The sequence below is a fragment of the Bradyrhizobium sp. BLXBL-01 genome (assembly GCF_051853025.1).
GTDB lineage: Bacteria > Pseudomonadota > Alphaproteobacteria > Rhizobiales > Xanthobacteraceae > Bradyrhizobium.
Genome location: NZ_CP182471.1, coordinates 7,648,836 through 7,666,073, shown reverse-complemented (window position 1 = coordinate 7,666,073; position 17,238 = coordinate 7,648,836). Strand labels below are relative to the sequence as shown.

General features: G+C 64.0%; 16 protein-coding genes and 1 tRNA gene. 8 read left to right on the top strand and 9 right to left on the bottom strand.

The genetic code is table 11. The features are described 5' to 3' along the window. Positions 1-22 precede the first annotated feature (22 nt). Entirely contained in the window at positions 23-1,615 is a 1,593-nt protein-coding gene (locus tag ACNJYA_RS35485; protein ID WP_439403511.1) for a GMC family oxidoreductase, read from the bottom strand. Between the two features lie 421 nt (positions 1,616-2,036). On the opposite strand from ACNJYA_RS35485, the gene ACNJYA_RS35480 reads away from it, so the two are divergent. Continuing rightward, positions 2,037-2,113: transfer RNA gene (locus ACNJYA_RS35480), tRNA-Met, on the top strand. A 78-nt stretch (positions 2,114-2,191) separates the two neighbouring features. Here ACNJYA_RS35480 and ACNJYA_RS35475 read toward each other — a convergent pair. From ACNJYA_RS35475 to ACNJYA_RS35455, 5 genes are read right to left on the bottom strand one after another with little or no spacing between them, the layout of a single operon-like run. Further along, complete coding sequence (locus tag ACNJYA_RS35475; protein ID WP_439401624.1) at positions 2,192-2,959, bottom strand: ABC transporter permease; 768 nt, start codon at positions 2,957-2,959, stop codon at positions 2,192-2,194. Then, on the bottom strand, positions 2,956-3,720 hold the full coding sequence (locus tag ACNJYA_RS35470) for an ABC transporter permease (RefSeq protein ID WP_212260065.1): 765 nt from the start codon (positions 3,718-3,720) through the stop codon (positions 2,956-2,958). Before ACNJYA_RS35470 ends, ACNJYA_RS35475 begins: the two co-directional genes overlap by 4 nt. Further along, complete coding sequence (locus ACNJYA_RS35465) at positions 3,717-4,523, bottom strand: ABC transporter ATP-binding protein (RefSeq protein ID WP_212260067.1); 807 nt, start codon at positions 4,521-4,523, stop codon at positions 3,717-3,719. Before ACNJYA_RS35465 ends, ACNJYA_RS35470 begins: the two co-directional genes overlap by 4 nt. Further along, positions 4,520-5,224, bottom strand: a complete 705-nt coding sequence (locus ACNJYA_RS35460; RefSeq protein ID WP_212260068.1) for a GntR family transcriptional regulator — start codon at positions 5,222-5,224, stop codon at positions 4,520-4,522. Before ACNJYA_RS35460 ends, ACNJYA_RS35465 begins: the two co-directional genes overlap by 4 nt. Positions 5,225-5,235: 11 nt before the next feature. Continuing rightward, a complete protein-coding gene (locus ACNJYA_RS35455) occupies positions 5,236-6,162 on the bottom strand; it encodes an ABC transporter substrate-binding protein (protein ID WP_439401623.1) in 927 nt (308 codons plus the stop codon). A 112-nt stretch (positions 6,163-6,274) separates the two neighbouring features. Here ACNJYA_RS35455 and ACNJYA_RS35450 point away from each other — a divergent pair, with 112 nt between their 5' ends. Both ACNJYA_RS35450 and ACNJYA_RS35445 read left to right on the top strand, forming a co-directional pair. Further along, positions 6,275-7,264 carry a fumarylacetoacetate hydrolase family protein gene (locus ACNJYA_RS35450; protein ID WP_439403510.1) on the top strand — a complete coding sequence of 330 codons (990 nt, stop codon included), beginning with the start codon at positions 6,275-6,277 and terminating at the stop codon, positions 7,262-7,264. 73 nt (positions 7,265-7,337) lie between these two features. Next, positions 7,338-8,114 (top strand): cyclase family protein, encoded by a 777-nt coding sequence (locus tag ACNJYA_RS35445; RefSeq protein WP_172787055.1) that lies wholly within the window; start codon positions 7,338-7,340, stop codon positions 8,112-8,114. A gap of 356 nt (positions 8,115-8,470) precedes the next feature. Here ACNJYA_RS35445 and ACNJYA_RS35440 read toward each other — a convergent pair whose 3' ends face one another. Next, positions 8,471-9,382 (bottom strand): NmrA family NAD(P)-binding protein, encoded by a 912-nt coding sequence (locus tag ACNJYA_RS35440; RefSeq protein ID WP_439401622.1) that lies wholly within the window; start codon positions 9,380-9,382, stop codon positions 8,471-8,473. A 346-nt stretch (positions 9,383-9,728) separates the two neighbouring features. Continuing rightward, positions 9,729-10,424, bottom strand: a complete 696-nt coding sequence (locus ACNJYA_RS35435; RefSeq protein WP_212260072.1) for a DUF899 family protein — start codon at positions 10,422-10,424, stop codon at positions 9,729-9,731. A 215-nt stretch (positions 10,425-10,639) separates the two neighbouring features. Here ACNJYA_RS35435 and ACNJYA_RS35430 point away from each other — a divergent pair, with 215 nt between their 5' ends. The 5 genes from ACNJYA_RS35430 (at position 10,640) to ACNJYA_RS35410 (ending at position 16,087) form a co-directional block, all read left to right on the top strand. After that, the gene (locus ACNJYA_RS35430; protein WP_172787058.1) at positions 10,640-11,536 is read left to right on the top strand and encodes an alpha/beta fold hydrolase; all 897 of its coding nucleotides are present in this window, start codon (positions 10,640-10,642) and stop codon (positions 11,534-11,536) included. 188 nt (positions 11,537-11,724) lie between these two features. Continuing rightward, positions 11,725-12,114 (top strand): hypothetical protein, encoded by a 390-nt coding sequence (locus ACNJYA_RS35425; RefSeq protein WP_439401621.1) that lies wholly within the window; start codon positions 11,725-11,727, stop codon positions 12,112-12,114. Positions 12,115-12,591: 477 nt separating this feature from the next. Then, positions 12,592-13,803 (top strand): OpgC domain-containing protein, encoded by a 1,212-nt coding sequence (locus ACNJYA_RS35420; RefSeq protein WP_439401620.1) that lies wholly within the window; start codon positions 12,592-12,594, stop codon positions 13,801-13,803. 41 nt (positions 13,804-13,844) lie between these two features. Beyond that, positions 13,845-14,333: a DUF2059 domain-containing protein gene (locus ACNJYA_RS35415; RefSeq protein WP_212260076.1), complete on the top strand. Its 489-nt coding sequence runs from the start codon at positions 13,845-13,847 to the stop codon at positions 14,331-14,333. Between the two features lie 140 nt (positions 14,334-14,473). Continuing rightward, positions 14,474-16,087 carry an acyl-CoA synthetase gene (locus tag ACNJYA_RS35410; RefSeq protein ID WP_439364727.1) on the top strand — a complete coding sequence of 538 codons (1,614 nt, stop codon included), beginning with the start codon at positions 14,474-14,476 and terminating at the stop codon, positions 16,085-16,087. Positions 16,088-16,124: 37 nt separating this feature from the next. Here the strand turns inward: ACNJYA_RS35410 and ACNJYA_RS35405 are convergent, their stop codons facing one another. Continuing rightward, positions 16,125-17,075, bottom strand: a complete 951-nt coding sequence (locus tag ACNJYA_RS35405; protein ID WP_439401619.1) for a helix-turn-helix domain-containing protein — start codon at positions 17,073-17,075, stop codon at positions 16,125-16,127. Between the last annotated feature and the right edge of the window lie 163 nt (positions 17,076-17,238).

Genomic DNA, 17,238 nt, shown 5'->3' with positions numbered 1-17,238 from the left:
CTCGCAATGACGCAAGGCGATGCTACCGCATCTCACCCTTGATCATATCCGCCGCCTTCTCCCCGATCATGATGGTCGGCGCATTGGTGTTGCCGCCGATCAGCGTCGGCATGATCGAGGCGTCGACGACGCGCAATCCTCCGACCCCATGGACCTTCAATGCCGGATCGACCACCGCCATCGTGTCCGCACCCATCTTGCAGGTGCCGACGGGGTGATAGACGGTGTCGACCCGCGCGCGCAGAATGGCGCGGATGTCGTCGTCCGTTCTCACGCCGGACGTGAACATGTCCTTCTTCTGTAGCGCTCGCAGCGCAGGCGTCTCCATCAGACGCCGCGTCGTCTTGAAGCCGGCGACCATCCTCTCGACATCCTCTTCCTCGCCGAGGAAATTCGGATCGATCATCGGTGCTGCCAGTGGATCGGCGCTTTTCAGCCAGATGCTGCCGCGGCTCTTCGGCCTGAGCAGGCAGACATGGCATGAGAAGCCCGCCTCCTTGTGCTTCTTGCGGCCGTGGTCGTCGAGCATCGCGATGACGAAGTGGAGCTGGATGTCCGGCACGTCGAGATCAGGCCGGGTTTTCAGGAAGCCTCCGCATTCGGCGAAATTGGTCGTCATCACGCCGCGCCGCTCGCGGCGATAGCGTTGGATGCCGCGCAGCAGGGAGGGCAGCCGACTGATCGAGGCGTGAACGAAGTGCGGATAGTCGGAGGCGTAGACGAACACGAAGTCCGGATGGTCCTGCAGATTGCGCCCGACGCCCGGCAGGTGATGCACGACGCCGATGCCGTGCGCGGCAAGCGCATCGCCGTCGCCTATTCCCGACAGCATCAATAGCTGCGGCGACTGGAAGGCACCGGCGGCGAGGATCACCTCGCGGCGGGCGCGCATCTGCTTCTTTTGTCTGCCCTGCACATATTCGATGCCGACCGCGCGCCCGCCTTCGAACAGGATCTTCGTTGCCTGCGCTCCGGTCTCGACCCGCAGATTCGGCCGCTTGTCCATGTGGGGAGCCAGATAAGCGCGCGCCGCGCTCCAGCGCTCGCCGTGGCGCTGGGTTACCTGGTAGCTGCCGAGCCCTTCATGGTCCTCTTCATTGAAGTCCTCGCGGATGCGGAACTGCGCCTCGCGCGCGGCCTGATGGAAGACGTCATGGATCGGATTGTCCGAGCGCAGCCTGTTGACGTGCAGCGGGCCACCCTTGCCGTGATATTCGCCGTCGAAATCGGCGTTGTTCTCCGACCGCTTGAAATAGGGCAGCACGTCCGCATACGACCAGCCGGCATTGCCGAGCGCGGCCCAATGGTCGTAATCCCATTTGTGGCCGCGGATGTAGACCATCGCGTTGATGGCCGAGGATCCGCCGAGGCCCTTGCCGCGCGGTTGATAGCCGATGCGGCCGTTCAAGCCCTTCTGCGGCACGGTATCGAAGGCCCAGTTGGCCGCGGCATAGGGCAAAGCGAGCCCGAATGGCGTGGTGATCCGCCAAGTGTCGTTGCGTCCGCCCGCATCGAGCAGCGCGACGGATGTCGGCGCATCCTCCGACAGCCGACCTGCGACGGTGCAGCCGCCCGAGCCCGCGCCCACGACGACGAAATCGAATGTGTCGGTCAATATTAGCCCCCCATTTCTCGTCATTCCGGGGCGCGCGAAGCGCGAACCCGGAATCCATTGAGCCGCATAACGTGCTGCGAAATGGATTCCGGGTTCGATGCTGCGCATCGCCCCGGAATGACCCAAGGCGTTTTCGCCCCTCATCTTGTTGCCGCAAGCTGGTCCTTTGTGGAACTTCTGGCAAGAGCGCGCGGAACGGCGCGGAAATTCGCTCATCCCCCTGTCACAAAGTCGAAAAAAACGTTCCCGCAGCCCTTTCCAAAGGCAGCCCGCCTTGATACATACCCCCCGCACCCGACGGGCATTGCCCGGGGGTCGCCTTCCAAGGAAGCCTTTGGGACGGAAGCGGCAAGCCAGCGCGACCAGCGCCGGCCTCAACCGACCGTCCCCAGGATTTAACCGAAGGCGCGCAAAGGTTTAACGCGGGGTGGAGCAGCCCGGTAGCTCGTCAGGCTCATAACCTGAAGGTCATAGGTTCAAATCCTATCCCCGCAACCAAATTCGGATTGACCGGATCCGAGACGACAACGGCCCGCTTGATGCGGGCCGTTTTTGTTTGGCGATGGGATCGCCGCGCTATCTCGCCGCGGTCTGCCAGGCGAGTAGCCGCTGCTCGACCAGTGACATCGCAATCGACGTCACATATCCGGTCGCGCCGAGCAGGATGACGCCGGCGAAGAGGTCGGCGGATCGGAACGCGCGCGCCGAGAGCAGGACCCAGTGACCAAGGCCATCGAGACCGGCCAGGATCTCGCAGACGACCGAGAGGATCAGCGCGACCGTCAGGCTGAGCCGCATGCCCGCGAGGATATCCGGCAATGCCGAGGGCAGGGCGATCTTGGCGATGATTGCGGTGCGCGACATCTGCAGCGAGCGGGCGACCTCATACAGCCGCGGCTCGACTGCGGCAAAGCCGTGAATAGTTGCGAGCATGATCGGCCAGATCGCGCCGAAGGCGATCACGAACAGCGCCATGCCTTGCGTCAGCCCGAGCATCGCGATCGCCACCGGGATGATCGCCGAGACCGGCAGCGGCCGCAGGAATTCCAGCGAGGGCGCGACATAGGCGCGCATCATCTTGGACGAACCGATCAGCGCGCCGAGCGCAATGCCCGCGATCGAGGCGGCGAACCAGCCATAGGCCATGTGCTCCAGCGTGCCGATCAGCTTGCCCGCGAGATCACCGCTCGAAAAGCCGCGCACCAAAGCGGCCCAGGCCCTGTCAGGACCGGGCAGGAACACCGGCGAGACCAGCTTCAGATTGGCAATGAGCTGCCACGCCGCGATGAAGCCGGCTGCGACGAGGACGCTGGCGGCACGCCAGAGGATCGCCGCGCGGTTCATGGATTGTCTCCGGCAAGCGCGGCGCGGCCGAACAGGCGGCGCTGGGCCGTGATCAACAGGATGTTCAGCGCGTAGCCGATCACGCCGATCCAAACGAGATAGGCGAGCATCAGGTCGGCGCGCAGCGCCTGCTGCGCCAGCATGATGCCGGCACCGAGGCCAATCGGATTGATCGCGATCTCGACGGTGACGGCGACGATCAGGGCGATGCCGGCCGACAGGCGGAAGGCGACGAAGATCCGCGGCAGTGCGGCCGGGATCACGATCTTCGCGATCCGTTGCGGCGCGCTCAGCCGCAAGGCCCGCGACACTTCCATCAATCGCGGCTCGATGCTGCGCACCGCGCTGCGGGTCAGGATCAGCATCGGCCAGACGCAGGCGAACGCCACGATCACGATCTCCATGCGGTAGCCGAAGCCGAGCGCGATCAACGCAATAGGCAGCAGCGCGATCGAGGGAATCGGGCGGATCGCCTCGACCGTCACCTCCATCAGCCGGTCGAGGGGACGCGAAATGCCGAAGGCGATGCCGAGCGCAAGCCCGATGGCGCTGCCGATCGCAAGGCCTGCAAAGGCGGCGAACAACGTGTCGCGGGTCGCGATCGGAATCGAGAGATCGGCAAGCGCATTGGCCAGCGCCGCGAGGATTGCGCTCGGCGGCGCCAGGCTGTCGCTTTGCAGATGGGCGAGGCGTGCCCACAGCTCGAACGCCAGCATCAGCGCCAGCGGCAGCAACAAGGGCTTCGTGCGGTCGAGGCTCAATGTTCGGTCGCCTTGATGAAGTCGAACAATTGCCGGCGCAGCCGCAGGAATTCCGGCTGCTCGCGGGTGGCGAGCTGGTCGCGCGGACGCGGCAGGTCGACGTCGAGCTCGATCCCGATCCGGCCCGGATGCGGCAACAGGCCGATGACGCGGTCGCCGAGATAGATCGCCTCGTCGAGATCGTGGGTCACGAAGATCACGGTGGTCTGGCTCGCCTGCGTCAGCGACAGCACCTCGTCCTGCAAGCCCTGCCGCGTCATCGCATCCAGCGCGCCGAACGGCTCGTCCATCAGCAGCGTGGTCGGCTCCTGCGCAAGGCAGCGCGCGATCTGCAGGCGTTGCTGCATGCCCCCCGACATCTCGGTCGGATATTTGTCGGCATGGCCGGGCAGGCCGACCTTGCGCAGCAGCGCATCGATGCGCGCGCCGCGTTCGCGCGCCGGCACGTGCGAGGCTTCCAGCGCCAGCGAGATGTTTCCGGAAGCGGTCCGCCACGGCAACAGCGCCTTGCCGTAATCCTGGAACACGATCGCGACCTCGCGCCGCGGCGCGGTGATCTCTTCGCCGTCGAACGTCACCGCGCCGCTCGTGGGGCGATAGAGGCCTGCGGCGAGCCGCAGCGCCGTGGTCTTGCCGCAGCCGGAGGCGCCGACGATGCAGAGGAATTCGCCCGGCCGGACCTGAAGATCGAGATTCTCGATGATGGTTTTGCCGCCGAGCCGCAGCGTCGCGGCATTGAACGCGATCAGCGCTTTTTGCCGCCGCGCGGCGCGCGCCTCAATGAGCTTGGCAACGACGCTCATGATTGCTCCCCGCGCATCTCCGGATAGACGAACTTGATGGTCGAGTGCAGATGCGCCGCCAGCATCTTCTGCGCGGCGGCCACGTCGCGGGCGAGCACATGGTCGGCGAGCATCTGGTGACTGCGGATGAAGCCCTCGCCGCTGTCGATGGCGCTCATCATCACGCGGCGGTAGCGGTAGGCCTGGTCGTAGAGGTCGGAATGGGCGGCCAGCATGCGCCGCGAGCCGCAGGCGGCGAGCAGCGCGGTGTGAAAGCCCTTGTGCAGCCGGTCGAAATCGGCCGCGCCCTCGCGGAATTCGTTGCCGGTGCGCTCGATGTGCCGGCGCATCTGATGCAGCGCGCTGACGATGCCGGCCTCCCAGGCGACATCACCGTGGAGGATGGCGAGCCTGACCGCCTCGATCTCGATCGCCGTTCGCATGCAGGTGATGTCGGCGAGATCCTCGCGGCTGACCTCGGCGACGCGAAAGCCGCGCTGGCCGATGCCGACGATCAGGCCGCGCGACATCAGCCGCGACAGGCCTTCGCGCAAGGGGGTGGCGCCGATCTCGTAGCGCTGCACGAGGTCGATGATGCCGAGCCGCGATCCCGGCGCGAGATCTCCGGCCAGGATGTCCTGTTCGATCAGGCTTGCGGCGCGCTCGCTCAGGGTTCCAGTCTCAGCCGGCGGGCGTTCGAGAGTGCGCTCGGGAGCAGGCATCGTCGATATCCCTAGTTCAGCACCAGTTTCGCGGTGTCGAGCTTTGATTGCAGCATCTTCTGCGACGACATCACCTCGATCCACCAGCTGAGGTTTTGCGGCTTGAGGTTCGGCTCGGACTGGTTCGGCGGCGTCGCCTTGACGAGATCGAGCGGCTGCTTGGTGAATTTGGCGATCGAGGCCGAGGCCTTCTCGGGGTCGCTGTTGACGATGATTGCGGCCTCCGCGATGGCTTCGCGGAATTTCTTCACATTCGCCGCATTCTTCTCCGCCCAGTCGCGCGATGCGGCATAGAAGATGATCGGATCGGTACGGCCGAGCTCGGCGCCGTAGCGCGCGCCGACCGAGCCGAGCCCCGCATTGCTCATGCGCGTGACGAACGGCTCGGCCGTGAGCACGGCATCGACGCCGCCTGATTTGATGATGTCGGCCATGGTCGGGAAGGTGACTTCGACGAAATTGACGCTTCGGGGATCGACGCCTTTCTCGACCAGCCATTTCACGAACAGCACGTGCAGGAAGGCGTTCAGGCCGGGCGCGCCGACCTTTTTGCCGGTGAAGTCCTTGGGATCCTTGATCGTGATGCCGTTGCGGACGAACGCCGCGATCGCGGTGTTCGAGGTCGGGTTCATGACCGAGGCGCCGGCGATCGCGACCAGGTCGAGGCCGCCGTCGACGGCCTGCAGGAAGACGGTGGAGGTGGGGCCGCCGACCTGAATCGAGTTCGACAGGATCGCCGCCGGGATGTTGGAGTTGATCGCGATCGGCGTCATCTCGACGTCCAGCCCGTGCTTTCTGAAGATGCCTTCGTCGACCGCGACCATGGCCGAAGCGCAGTCCGAGGTCGCGGTGCAGCCGATCTGGATCTTGGCCTGCGCCAGCGCTGTCGGCGTCAAGGCAACCGACACCCCGACGCCGAGCGTGAGACCTGCCAGCATGCTGCTTATCTGCGTTCGCCTCACCGCGCTCTCCCCAGTTTGTATTTTTCAGGCTTGTTTATCGATATTTTATCTGATCATATATTATGAACGATAGCAAGGGGTGCCCAAGGTGAAGCTCGCAACGTTCAGATCGGCCGGTCAGGAGAAGATCGGCGCCGTCCACGCCAATGACAGCCAGGTGTTCGACCTCGCCGCCGCGGCCGCACGGGGCGGCGGGGCCGATCCGGCCTTCGCCTCGATGCTGGCGCTGATCGACGCAGGTCCCCGCGCGCTCGATTCTGCCCGGGCCCTGCTGGACAAGCACGGCCAGGACGCGACGCTGTCGGCGGCAGTCAGCGCCGTCGACATCCTCGCGCCGGTGCCGGAGCCCCGGCAGATGCGCGACGGCATGTCGTTTCCTCTGCACATCCTGCAGGCGCCGCGCGGGCAGCGGAAGCTCGCCGCACGCGCCAGGGGCGACATGGCGGAGTTGGCGCGCATCGACGCCGAGCCACTCGGCGAGCTGCCCGAGGTCTATCGCAAGCAGCCGATCTACTACATCACCAACCGCTTCAGCGTCCGCGGCACCAACACCACGGTGAAATGGCCGCGCTACAGCAAGGTGATGGACTACGAGCTCGAGTTCGGGATCATCACCAGGAACAAGGGAGCGAACATCACGCCTGCGAAGGCTGGGGATCACATCTTCGGCTACACCATCTTCAACGATTTCTCCGCGCGCGACGCCCAGCGCATCGAGATGGAGGGGCGGCTCGGCCCGGCCAAGGGCAAGAGTTTTGACGGCGGCAACGTGATGGGTCCCTGGATCGTGACGCCGGACGAGATCGGCGATCCCTATCGTTTGAAGATGGAAGCGCGCGTCAACGGCGAGACCCGCTCCAAAGGCGTCTCCGAGGGCATGCTGTTTTCCTTCGAGGAGATCATCGCCCACGTCACCCAGGACGAGACGCTGATGCCCGGTGAATTCATCGGCTCCGGCACGGTCGGCAATGGCTGCGGCCTCGAGCTCGGCTGGTTTCTCGAGCATGGCGATACGATCGAGCTCGAGGTCGAGAAGATCGGCATTTTGAAGAACCGCGTCGAGCGGCAAGAAACCTGAAGAAGACGTCTGAAGGCGCGTCTGAAGCGACCGCCTGACGGCCGCCAACGAGAACAATCAACGAGGAAGCGCCATGACGAGCAAGCTGATCGACATCTCCGTCCCCCTCCAGAACGACGTGCCGGCCGATCCGCCCGGCAATCATCCGACGATCCAGTATATCAATCACCAGCAGGGCCTGCCGCGCATGCTGCAGTTCTTCGACGGACTGAAGGCCGAGGATCTGCCTGATGGCCAGGGCTGGGCGGTGGAGCAGGTCAGCCTCTCCACCCACAACGGCACGCATCTCGATGCGCCCTGGCATTTTCACCCGACCATGAATCGCGGCGAGCGGTCCTGGACCATCGACGAGGTACCGCTGGAATGGTGCTTCCAGCCCGGCGTGAAGCTCGACTTCCGGCACTTGCCGGACGGCTACGTCGCAACGGCGAAAGACGTCGAGGCCGAGCTCAAGCGCATCGGCCATGAGCTGAAGCCGCTCGAGATCGTCGTGGTCAACACCAGCGCCGGCGCCAAATATGGCCGGCAGGACTACGTCACGTCGGGCTGCGGCATGGGCTATGAAGCCACCATGTACCTGCTCGAGCGCGGCGTGCGCCTGACCGGCACCGACGGCTGGAGCTGGGACGCGCCGTTCGTTCACACCGCGAAGAAATACGCCGAGACGAAAGACGCCAGCCTGATCTGGGAAGGGCACAAGGCCGGCCGTCATATCGGCTATTGCCATCTCGAGAAGCTGCACAATCTCGAATCGCTGCCGCCAACCGGCTTCAAGGTGTCATGCTTCCCCGTGAAGATCGAACGAGCCTCGGCAGGATGGACAAGAGCGGTCGCGATTTTGGAGGGGTAAGTTCTCGGGCGCCTGTACGCGTCCGTAACGCTTCAAATGGCCGTCATCAGCAACGGCTATGTCCTGCCCGGCGATATCGAGAGGCGTTGGAACCAAGCCGGACAGCGATGGACCATTTGCCCGCGATGCAACATTCGCGCGTCTGGCACGCGGTCGCGGCGTCACAGGTAGGACTGGAAGATGAAGCCAGAACGGCCGCGGCTGCGCCAATGTGCCTTGTCCCGATTTGACGATCGCCCGCTTCCTGAGCACGATCCAGCTCGCATCAGCCGGAGGCTCGGAGCGCTTGCGCGAGGGGGTTGAGCAAGGCGGGTTTGCCTGAATAGGCGGTTGTCACCGCGGTGGTTGCGCCTTCCTCAATGCCAACTCTCTCGAGGCGCGCCGTGCCCCGCTGGCAGAGCGTGCGAGTCGCGCGACTTGGCGACAAGCGTGCCAATATAGTCTTCGAGAGTGGTCGTCCCGCGTTCGAAGGGCTCTGACATGGCAAAGCCGCTATCGACGCTGACTGCGGTCATTCGCGCATAAGATTCGGCCGCTGCGGCAGAGAAGCCCAGCTTTCGATAAGCCACAATCCATTGATCGCGCGGTAGGACCTCGACCTTCACCGGACTGCCGAGCGCCGCCGCGAAGACGTCCGCTACGTCCTGCGGCGAATATCGCTCGGGCCCTTCGACATAATGTACATCATGATCGCAAGGTGGCTCCAGTAGACGGCGCGCGGCCGCTTTGCCGAGATCGGCGGGCGCGACCATCGGGATCTTCATGTCTCCCGGAATCATTGTCGGCAATACGCCTCCCGTCGCGGCACTGAGCTTTTCGTCCCAGTTGCTCATGTAGTAGGCGCCTCGCTGTATGGTCGCCGGTATCGATCGCGCGGCAAGCGCCTGCTCGAAATCGTAGAGGATATTGAGATCGCCGCAGCGCTCGCCCGGCTGGGCGCCATAGGTGGATGCCGCGACGACTTTCTCGAGACCGGATCCGTCGACGGCCGCGACGATGCTCCGAACAGTAGCATGTTCCTCACGATCGGTGTCGGCCGAGACATCGGCGTTCGGGTTTAGCAGGAAAGCGCGGGTGCCCGTTCTGAACACCGCACGCAGGGCGTCGGTGTTGCGCACATCGACGACCACGGTCTGGGCGCCGCGTTTGCGCCAATCGGCTTCGTTGTTGCTGCTATGAAGCACGGCCGTGACTGGCCGACCTGCATTCAGCAACGTCGACGCCACTGCCGAGCCGACACGGCCGTTTGCTCCGATCACGATGAACATTTCTGCTCTCCATCAGGCTGAACCGGGTAAGTATTCCAGTCGCCCATGGTTCCGTAATCGAGCAAGCGGATCATAGGAAGGGCGTAAATCACAATTGCCGGAGGCACCTCGTTCCGACACCTCCTCTCAATGATTCGGCGACCGTTCGCGGCAGTGGTGCGGCCCCTCGGTGGTTGCGCATCCCCGCAACCAAGTTTGGATTTATCCGGACGCGAGACGAAATGGCTCGCATGAGCCGGGGCCATTTTTGTTTCGGGTTTTGTGACCTTATAGAGATCATCGTCCGCCAAACGACCTTTGTAGATCGGATTGCGCGGCGCGCGCGGCCAATGACAGCAGAAGGCGCTCAGTACGCGAGCTTTGGATACCAGTCGGTGCCGCGCCCCTCTGGCGTGGTGTCGAGGATGGTCCAGAGCGGATCGATGTCGGGCGCGCCGCGTGGGTCCTGTTGTGGGTCGGCCATCGTGGCCCCCATCTCGCCGGACCAGAAATGCCGGATTGTGCCGTCGCGCTGCGTGAACACGCTGTAACCGGGCACGTCGGCGTCTTCGGCGCTGACGTAATCGCGGGTGTAATCGCCGGAGATGTCGGAGAAGATCTTGTGTCGTGACCAGCCACGCGCCTTCTTTGCCTCGATCAAACGCGCGATCGGCGACCGCGCGATGAAGACGAAGGCAATACGCTGCTCGACGTCGGGCAATTTGTGCTCCCACGTGCTCATGAATGAGGTGCACATCGGGCATGGCGTCTGCCGCTGCGGCCCGAACATGTAGCTGTAGATCGCGAGCGTCTGCTTGCCGTCGAACAAGTCGGAGAAATTCGCTTTGCCGTTCTCGCCCTCGAACACGTAGTTTTTCGTCACCTCGCCGCCGGGCGGCAGCGCCCGGCGCAGTTTAGCCACACGCTCGATTTGGCGACGCAGCTCGATCTCCTCGGCCAGCAGGCTTTGCCGGGCGCGGCGGTAGTCGGCGCTTTCGTTGGGAAAATGGGCCTTGTTCGTGCGAGCGAGTTCGGAAGCAGGCCTCAGGATGGAACTATCCATGGCTTAACCTCTGGTTAGGGCCGATATCTCTGAAGACGTTCGGCGACGCCTCGTTCCGACACCTCCACTCACCTATTCGGAATGTTTTCGCGATCGCAACATCGTTCGAACGACACGATATAGCGGCGGAACCCAACCTGCATCCGGGGCGTCGATGTCAGATGGCGGGATAGGATTGCTTCTTGGTTCGCCGTCGTTCGGAAAGGGCTCGTCCCATGAAGTTTGAGGATTTTGAAGCCGCCGATGTTCAGGCCGAGGACGCGCGGATTTTCATACGCCGGGGCGGTTCTGGACCGGCCATTCTCCTGCTGCACGGATTTCCCCAGACGCATTTGATGTGGCGAGACGTTGCGCCGTTGCTCGCGCAAGACTTCACCGTCGTTTGTGCCGATCTTCGCGGATATGGTCGCAGCGCTTGTCCGCCCTCCAGCCCGGACCACGCGCCATATTCGAAACGGGCGATGGCAAAGGACATGGTGTCCGTCATGACAAAGCTTGGCTTCACCCGTTTCTCGGTAGCGGGCCATGATCGCGGCGGCCGCGTCGCTTATCGGCTTGCGCTCGACCATGGCGAACGCGTGGAACGGCTCGCCGTCCTCGACGTCGTTCCGATCGCCGATGCCTGGGAACGCGCCGACAAGAAACTGGCCGTCGGCTATTGGCCTTGGTCATTGCTCGCGCAGCCTGAGCCGCTCCCCGAGCGCCTCTTGTCCGCAGCACCGGATGCCGTCGTCGACAATGCGCTCCATGGTTGGGGGTCGAGCGCAGACAGTTTCAGTTCAGCCGTACGGGCGGCCTACGTCGAGGCGTTGCGCGATGAGGCGCATGTTCATGCGATCTGCGAGGAATATCGCGCGGCGGCGACAATTGATCACGAGCACGATCTGGCCGATCGCAATTCCGGCCGTCGGATCGATTGCCCTGTTCTCGTCCTCTGGAGCGGCCGCGGACCGTTGAATTCATGGTATGCGGGCGCGGGTGGCCCCTTGGGGTTATGGCGAAACTGGGCCGGCGACGTGCAAGGAAAGCCGCTCGATGGAGGACATTTCTTCCCGGAGGAGCTTCCGCAGCAGACCGCCGACGAGTTGAACCGGTTCTGCGGCATGCGCTAACGGCGTGGCCGACATGCCGCCACCGTGATTCCTTGCGGCCAAACGCAATGGTCCTGCCACGGACAGTCGAGCATCACGCCAGAGCTGAATCAGCCGTTTCGCGCCACGAAAACCGCGGAAGGCTCCACCTCGATGAGGAACTCCTCTCTGGCAAGGCTTGGCACGCCAATCCAGGTTGTACACGGCGGATGATCGCCGAACGCCGCTTTGAGGGCGCAGCTGATGGCTTTGCCTTCGTGGAGGTGACTCTGCTTGATGTAGAGCCGCAACGCACCCACGTGGTCGAGTTTCGCACCAACGGATGCCAACGCAGCGCCAAGGTTTTCCAAGCTCTTGCTGAGTTAACGGCCGATGTCGCCAGCGCCGACGATGTTCTGTTCTGCGTCCCAGGCAACCTGGCCGGACACATACACGACGTCGCCAAACGGCGTGGGGACGGTCGCAACCTGCGCAAACCCGTAGCGCAGGCTATCGAAAATTCCGACAGGAACATGCACCGATCGGCTCATGAACGCTTCCCCTGGCCAGAGCGCCAGTCGGCGGCGCCATCAGTAGCGCAGAAAGCCAGCAAGCGGTGAAACGCAGCAGCCCGACCCCCGGCCTGTCCGACCTCCTGCGATGATGCCACTATGCTCCTGTTTTGCCCGACGAAGCAAATCGCGGGAGACGTCATTCGGAATGGGCGGCAACGATCGCGGCCAATTCTCCTCGGCTCGCTTGGGCGCGCCGGACGGGCGAGTCAAACCACGATCCCTTGGCTTTTTGGCTCCTGAAATCCTGCCCGACCCGCAGCCAATCCCGCGTCCCACCTAACCCATTGATCTTGCAACCATCGTCTACTGTGCATGGGGTTGTTTTCGCAGTTTTGAGGTCGGGCTCGCCTGTTGCAGCGCAAGAGCGCAGCTGGCTGCCCCACAAGTCCCTTGCGTGGCTCCCGGGGTCGGCTACCGTTGCCGGGCTAGCCAATGCGGCAGTCGACCTTTTGATTCACGTTTTTTAGCATCCGATTGTTCGGCGCCGCTCTTGGCGCGACGCCCAGCGAACGAGGCGGGGCCATGATCACACGGGACCAGTCGGCATTGTTGGCGCCGGTCGAGCGCGATTTGCGGCTCGATCTCTTCCGCGGCATCGGCTTGTGGATGATCTTCCTCGACCACATCCCGCACGATGTCGTGGCCTGGCTGACGCTGCGCAATTTCGGCTTCAGCGATGCCGCCGAGTTCTTCGTCTTCATCTCCGGCTATCTCGTCGGCTGGATCTACGGGCCGATCGTCGCCGGCGGCTGGTTCCTCGCCGCGCTCAAGCGGCTGTGGCGCCGCGCGGCGGAGATGTACGTCGCCCACATCATGCTGTTCCTGTTGTTCACCGCGCAGATCGCCCGCACCGCGCGCCGCTTCGACAATCCGATGTACGAGCACGAGTTCAACGTGTTCAATTTCCTGGCGCATCCGGACGAGCTGATCGGGCAGGCGATCCTGTTGAAATACAAGCCGGTCAATCTCGACGTGCTGCCGCTCTACATCACGCTGGTGTTGGCCGCGCCCTTCATCGTGTGGGGCCTGGTGCGGCGGCCGAACCTGACGCTCGCCGGCTCCGTGGTGCTCTACGTGCTGTCGCGCTGGTTCGACTGGAACGTGGCGTCCTATCCGCCCGGCAGCCACTGGTACTTCAATCCGTTCTGCTGGCAGCTGATGTTCGTGTTCGCGGCCTGGTGCGGCATCGGCCAGATCGACCAGATCGCCCGATGGGTGTGGTCGAAGCCGGCGATGGCGCTGGCCGCGGCCTGGCTGGTCTTTGCGCTGCTGATCGTGATGACCTGGCACGTCCACGCGCTGGAAGCCCTGATCCCGAAATGGATGATCAAGGCGATCTACCCGATCGACAAGACCGACCTCGACATGCTGCGCTTCACCCATTTCCTGGCGCTGGCGATCTGGGTGACCCATTTCATTTCGCGCAAATGGCGGCCGCTGTACCGCGGCTGGCTGCGCCCCGTGATCCTCTGCGGCCAGCATTCGCTGCCGATCTTCTGCCTAGGCGTGTTCTTGTCGTTCTCGGCGCACTGGATCCTCACTCAGTACAACAAGGGCATCTGGGAGCAGCTTGCCGTCTCTATCGCCGGCATCGTCATCATGATTGGCGCGGCCTGGCTGCTCGACCGGGCCAAGCGGGTGCCGAACCTGTTCGTGAAGGTGACGGAGGTCGAGGAGACGGCATTGCAAAGCACGCCGGCGGCGACGGCCGCGGCAGTGCCTGCGGCTCGTTGAAACATCGCGCATCCGGCTTCCACGTGGCGAAGGAGAGATTCATGTCGAGACGTGTGTTGACCATCGCCGGCGTCCTGCTGCTCCTCACCTGCGCTGCATCGGCACAGACGCCCTCGCCGGAGGCGATGGACGCGGCGCGCAAGCTCGTGGTCACCTTGAAGATCGCGGACCCCTATCGCGCGCTATTGCCGCAGCTGCTGCTCAAGCTCCGCCCGGTGGTCGCGCAGGACCGGCCGGAGATCGAGCGCGACTATGACGCGATGACGGCCGCCGGCTCCGAGATCTACGCTCCGGCCCTTGCGGCGATCACCGACCAGATCGCCGCGCTCTATGCTGCGAGTTTCAGCGTCGACGAGTTGCGCCAGATCGAGGCGTTCTATGCCCAGCCCGTGGGGCAGAAGTTCCTGGCGAAGTCGGATGCGCTGGCGCAGGCGAGCGCGCAGGTCGGCCAGGACGTCAGCCAGAAGGTCGCCGACGACCTGAAGCTGCGTCTGATCGAGACGCTCCGGCAGAAGGGGCGCAAGCCCTGAGCCCTACTGATGTGCGGCATCCGTCGCGCAGATCCATTCAGCTGCGGCCTCAGTTTGACGGCGCTGACAGCGCCGACTACGCTCCGCGGAACACGAAAGCTCGCGGCATTTGTGCCGAGCGAAAATTCCACGGGGAAGAAATGACCGTCGACACCGCAGCCACCATCTCGAAAGCGCGCGAGCATTCCATCGGCGATCTCCTGCGCCGCTCCGCGAGCCGCGAGCCGAACAAGCTCGCGCTGAGCTGCGGCGACGTGAGCTGGAGCTTTGCCGAGATGGACGCGATCTGCAACCGGCTCGGCCGCGGCCTGCTCGGGCTCGGCGTGAAGAAGGGCGACCGCCTCGCGGTGCTCTCGCGCAACTCGCACGCCTTCGCGGCGCTGCGCTTCGCCGTGGCACGGATCGGCGCCGTGCTGGTGCCGATCAACTTCATGCTCAATCCGGACGAGATCAATTTCATCCTGAAGAGCTCCGGCGCAAAGCTGCTCGCGACCGGTCCCGACTTCGTCGAGCCGGCACGCGCGGCGAGCGCGAAGGATTGTGCGGTTGAGAAGATGATCTGGCTGCCGGGCGAGGATCCCGCAACCGCGCCCGCGGGCCTCACCACCTTCGACGATCTCTTGCATGCCGACGGCTCGTTCCTGGACGCGTCGGTCGACAGCCGCGATCTCGCGCAGATCGTCTACACCTCAGGCACGGAATCGCTGCCCAAGGGCGCGATGCTGACCCATGACGCCGTGATGTGGCAATATGTCAGCTGCATCATCGACGGCGGCATGAGTGCGGACGACAAGTTCCTGCACGCTTTGCCGCTCTATCATTGCGCCCAGCTGGATGTGTTCCTGGGCCCGCAGGTTTATCTCGGCGCCTCCGGGGTGATCACGGGCAAGCCGACCGCGGACAACATCCTGGCGCTGATCCAGGCGCACAGGATCACCTCGTTCTTCGCGCCGCCGACGATCTGGATCGCGATGCTGCGCTCGCCGAACTTCGACAAGACTGATCTGTCGACCTTGCAGAAGGGCTATTACGGCGCCTCGATCATGCCGGTGGAAGTCCTGCTCGAGCTTCAGCGCCGCCTGCCCGCCGTGAAATTCTGGAATTTCTACGGCCAGACCGAGATCGCGCCGCTCGCGACCGTGCTGCGGCCGGAGGATCAGCTCCGCAAGGCCGGGTCGGCCGGCAAGCCCGTGATCAATGTCGAGACGCGGGTCGTCAACACGGCGATGGATGACGTCAAGGTCGGCGAAGTCGGCGAGATCGTGCATCGCTCGCCGCATCTGCTCTCCGGCTATTACAACGATCCGGTCAAAACCGCGGCGGCATTCGCCGGCGGCTGGTTTCACTCCGGCGATCTCGCCACCGTCGACGAGGAAGGCCACATCACCGTGGTCGACCGCGTCAAGGACATGATCAAGACCGGCGGCGAGAATGTCGCGAGCCGCGAGGTCGAGGAGATGGTCTACAAGATTCCGGCAGTCTCCGAAGTTGCCGTGGTCGGCCTGCCCGATCCGCGCTGGATCGAGGCGGTCACCGCGATTGTCGTGGTCAAGACCGGGGAAAAACTCGACGAAGACACCGTCATCAAGCATTGCGCCGGCCAGATGGCGCATTTCAAGGTCCCCAAGCGCGTGATCTTCGTGGACAGCCTGCCGAAGAATCCGAGCGGCAAGCTGCTCAAGCGCGAGCTGCGCCAGCGCTTCGTCGGCGGCGAGACGCTCGACAAGGCGGTGCAGAAGAGCTTCGGGACATAACAGGCATCGTTCCGGCGCCGTCGCGGCGGAAGCGGCTTTATTCGGCCTCGCTGGCCAGCTTCCTGACATCGTCGGGTGTCGCCTCGAAACGGCGGCGAAACGCGCGATGGAAGTAGGAGACGTCGTGAAATCCAGCGAGGTGCGCGATCTCGATGATCTTGCGCGAGCGCAGGCCCGGGTTCCGAAGCAGCCGCTCGGCGCGCAGCAGACGTTGCTCGAGCACGAAGCCACTATAGGTGATGCCGGCCTTCTCGAACAGCAGCTGGATCGTGCGCGCTCTGATGCGGTGCGTGGCCGCAATGTCGGACAGCGACAGCGCGGCGCTGTCCAGCTGCGCCAGGATGTCGGCCTTGATGGCTTCGAAACGCGCCGCCGCAAGGCCGCGCAGTCGCGCCTCCTCGGCGACATCGCCGCGCGCTCCGATCATCAGCACGGCGAGGTCGAACAGGTGCTGCGAGACCGCATCGAGCTCCGCGGGGGCGAGCTTGTCGGCATGCGCGTGTGCGAGGTCGTAATACCGCAGGAACATCGACGTGATCGGGTTGGCGCCAGGAATCGCGCGTGCAATCAGGTCCTCGGCGTTCGGGCACGCGCGCAGCAGCGCCTTGCGCGGCAGCAGCGCGGTCTGGAAATTGCCATGCGTTATCTGCGTGATGCGGGCGCCCTTGATCGAGGGATCGCCAATCGTGACGTCGCCCGCCGCGATCTCCAGCGGGCGCTTGCCCATCGCCCCGCTCAAGGCCGAATTGGGCGACATCGTAACGATCAACTCATCGTTCGTCCCCAATGACACGAAAGACATCGGCGTGCCGAACGAGGCCGAGAGTCTGAGGCGGGGAAGAATGGCCGGCGCAATGGTCCGGTGAACCCGTCCTTCGCCGACCGGCACGAAATCGACGTTCGCCACCTGCCGACAGAACTGCTCGCGCCATTGTTCATAGGCTGCACCGTTCGGGTCGCCATCGAATGAGAGCTGCGGCTGGGTCATCGATCGCCGGAACGCCTATTGCCGATTCATTGCGGTTCGCACTTTCGTCGGCGCGCCGGGGATGCGGCAACTCAAAAAGCACCGGATTGCGCGAAAAACCACTCGCAACTACGCGCCGAGCCAGCGACCAGGTGCCGCAGCCTGCTTATTGGGCAGATCGAAG

Bases quoted from the DNA above. Each gene is read 5' to 3' on its own strand.
- ACNJYA_RS35430 (WP_172787058.1), top strand. From the start codon at position 10,640: ATGAAGTTTGAGGATTTTGAAGCCGCCGATGTTCAGGCCGAGGACGCG.
- ACNJYA_RS35460 (WP_212260068.1), bottom strand. From the start codon at position 5,224: ATGCCTGCTCCCGAGCGCACTCTCGAACGCCCGCCGGCTGAGACTGGA.
- ACNJYA_RS35440 (WP_439401622.1), bottom strand. From the start codon at position 9,382: ATGTTCATCGTGATCGGAGCAAACGGCCGTGTCGGCTCGGCAGTGGCG.
- ACNJYA_RS35445 (WP_172787055.1), top strand. From the start codon at position 7,338: ATGACGAGCAAGCTGATCGACATCTCCGTCCCCCTCCAGAACGACGTG.
- ACNJYA_RS35435 (WP_212260072.1), bottom strand. From the start codon at position 10,424: ATGGATAGTTCCATCCTGAGGCCTGCTTCCGAACTCGCTCGCACGAAC.
- ACNJYA_RS35410 (WP_439364727.1), top strand. From the start codon at position 14,474: ATGACCGTCGACACCGCAGCCACCATCTCGAAAGCGCGCGAGCATTCC.
- ACNJYA_RS35405 (WP_439401619.1), bottom strand. From the start codon at position 17,075: ATGACCCAGCCGCAGCTCTCATTCGATGGCGACCCGAACGGTGCAGCC.
- ACNJYA_RS35420 (WP_439401620.1), top strand. From the start codon at position 12,592: ATGATCACACGGGACCAGTCGGCATTGTTGGCGCCGGTCGAGCGCGAT.
- ACNJYA_RS35415 (WP_212260076.1), top strand. From the start codon at position 13,845: ATGTCGAGACGTGTGTTGACCATCGCCGGCGTCCTGCTGCTCCTCACC.
- ACNJYA_RS35425 (WP_439401621.1), top strand. From the start codon at position 11,725: ATGATCGCCGAACGCCGCTTTGAGGGCGCAGCTGATGGCTTTGCCTTC.
- ACNJYA_RS35455 (WP_439401623.1), bottom strand. From the start codon at position 6,162: ATGCTGGCAGGTCTCACGCTCGGCGTCGGGGTGTCGGTTGCCTTGACG.
- ACNJYA_RS35465 (WP_212260067.1), bottom strand. From the start codon at position 4,523: ATGAGCGTCGTTGCCAAGCTCATTGAGGCGCGCGCCGCGCGGCGGCAA.
- ACNJYA_RS35475 (WP_439401624.1), bottom strand. From the start codon at position 2,959: ATGAACCGCGCGGCGATCCTCTGGCGTGCCGCCAGCGTCCTCGTCGCA.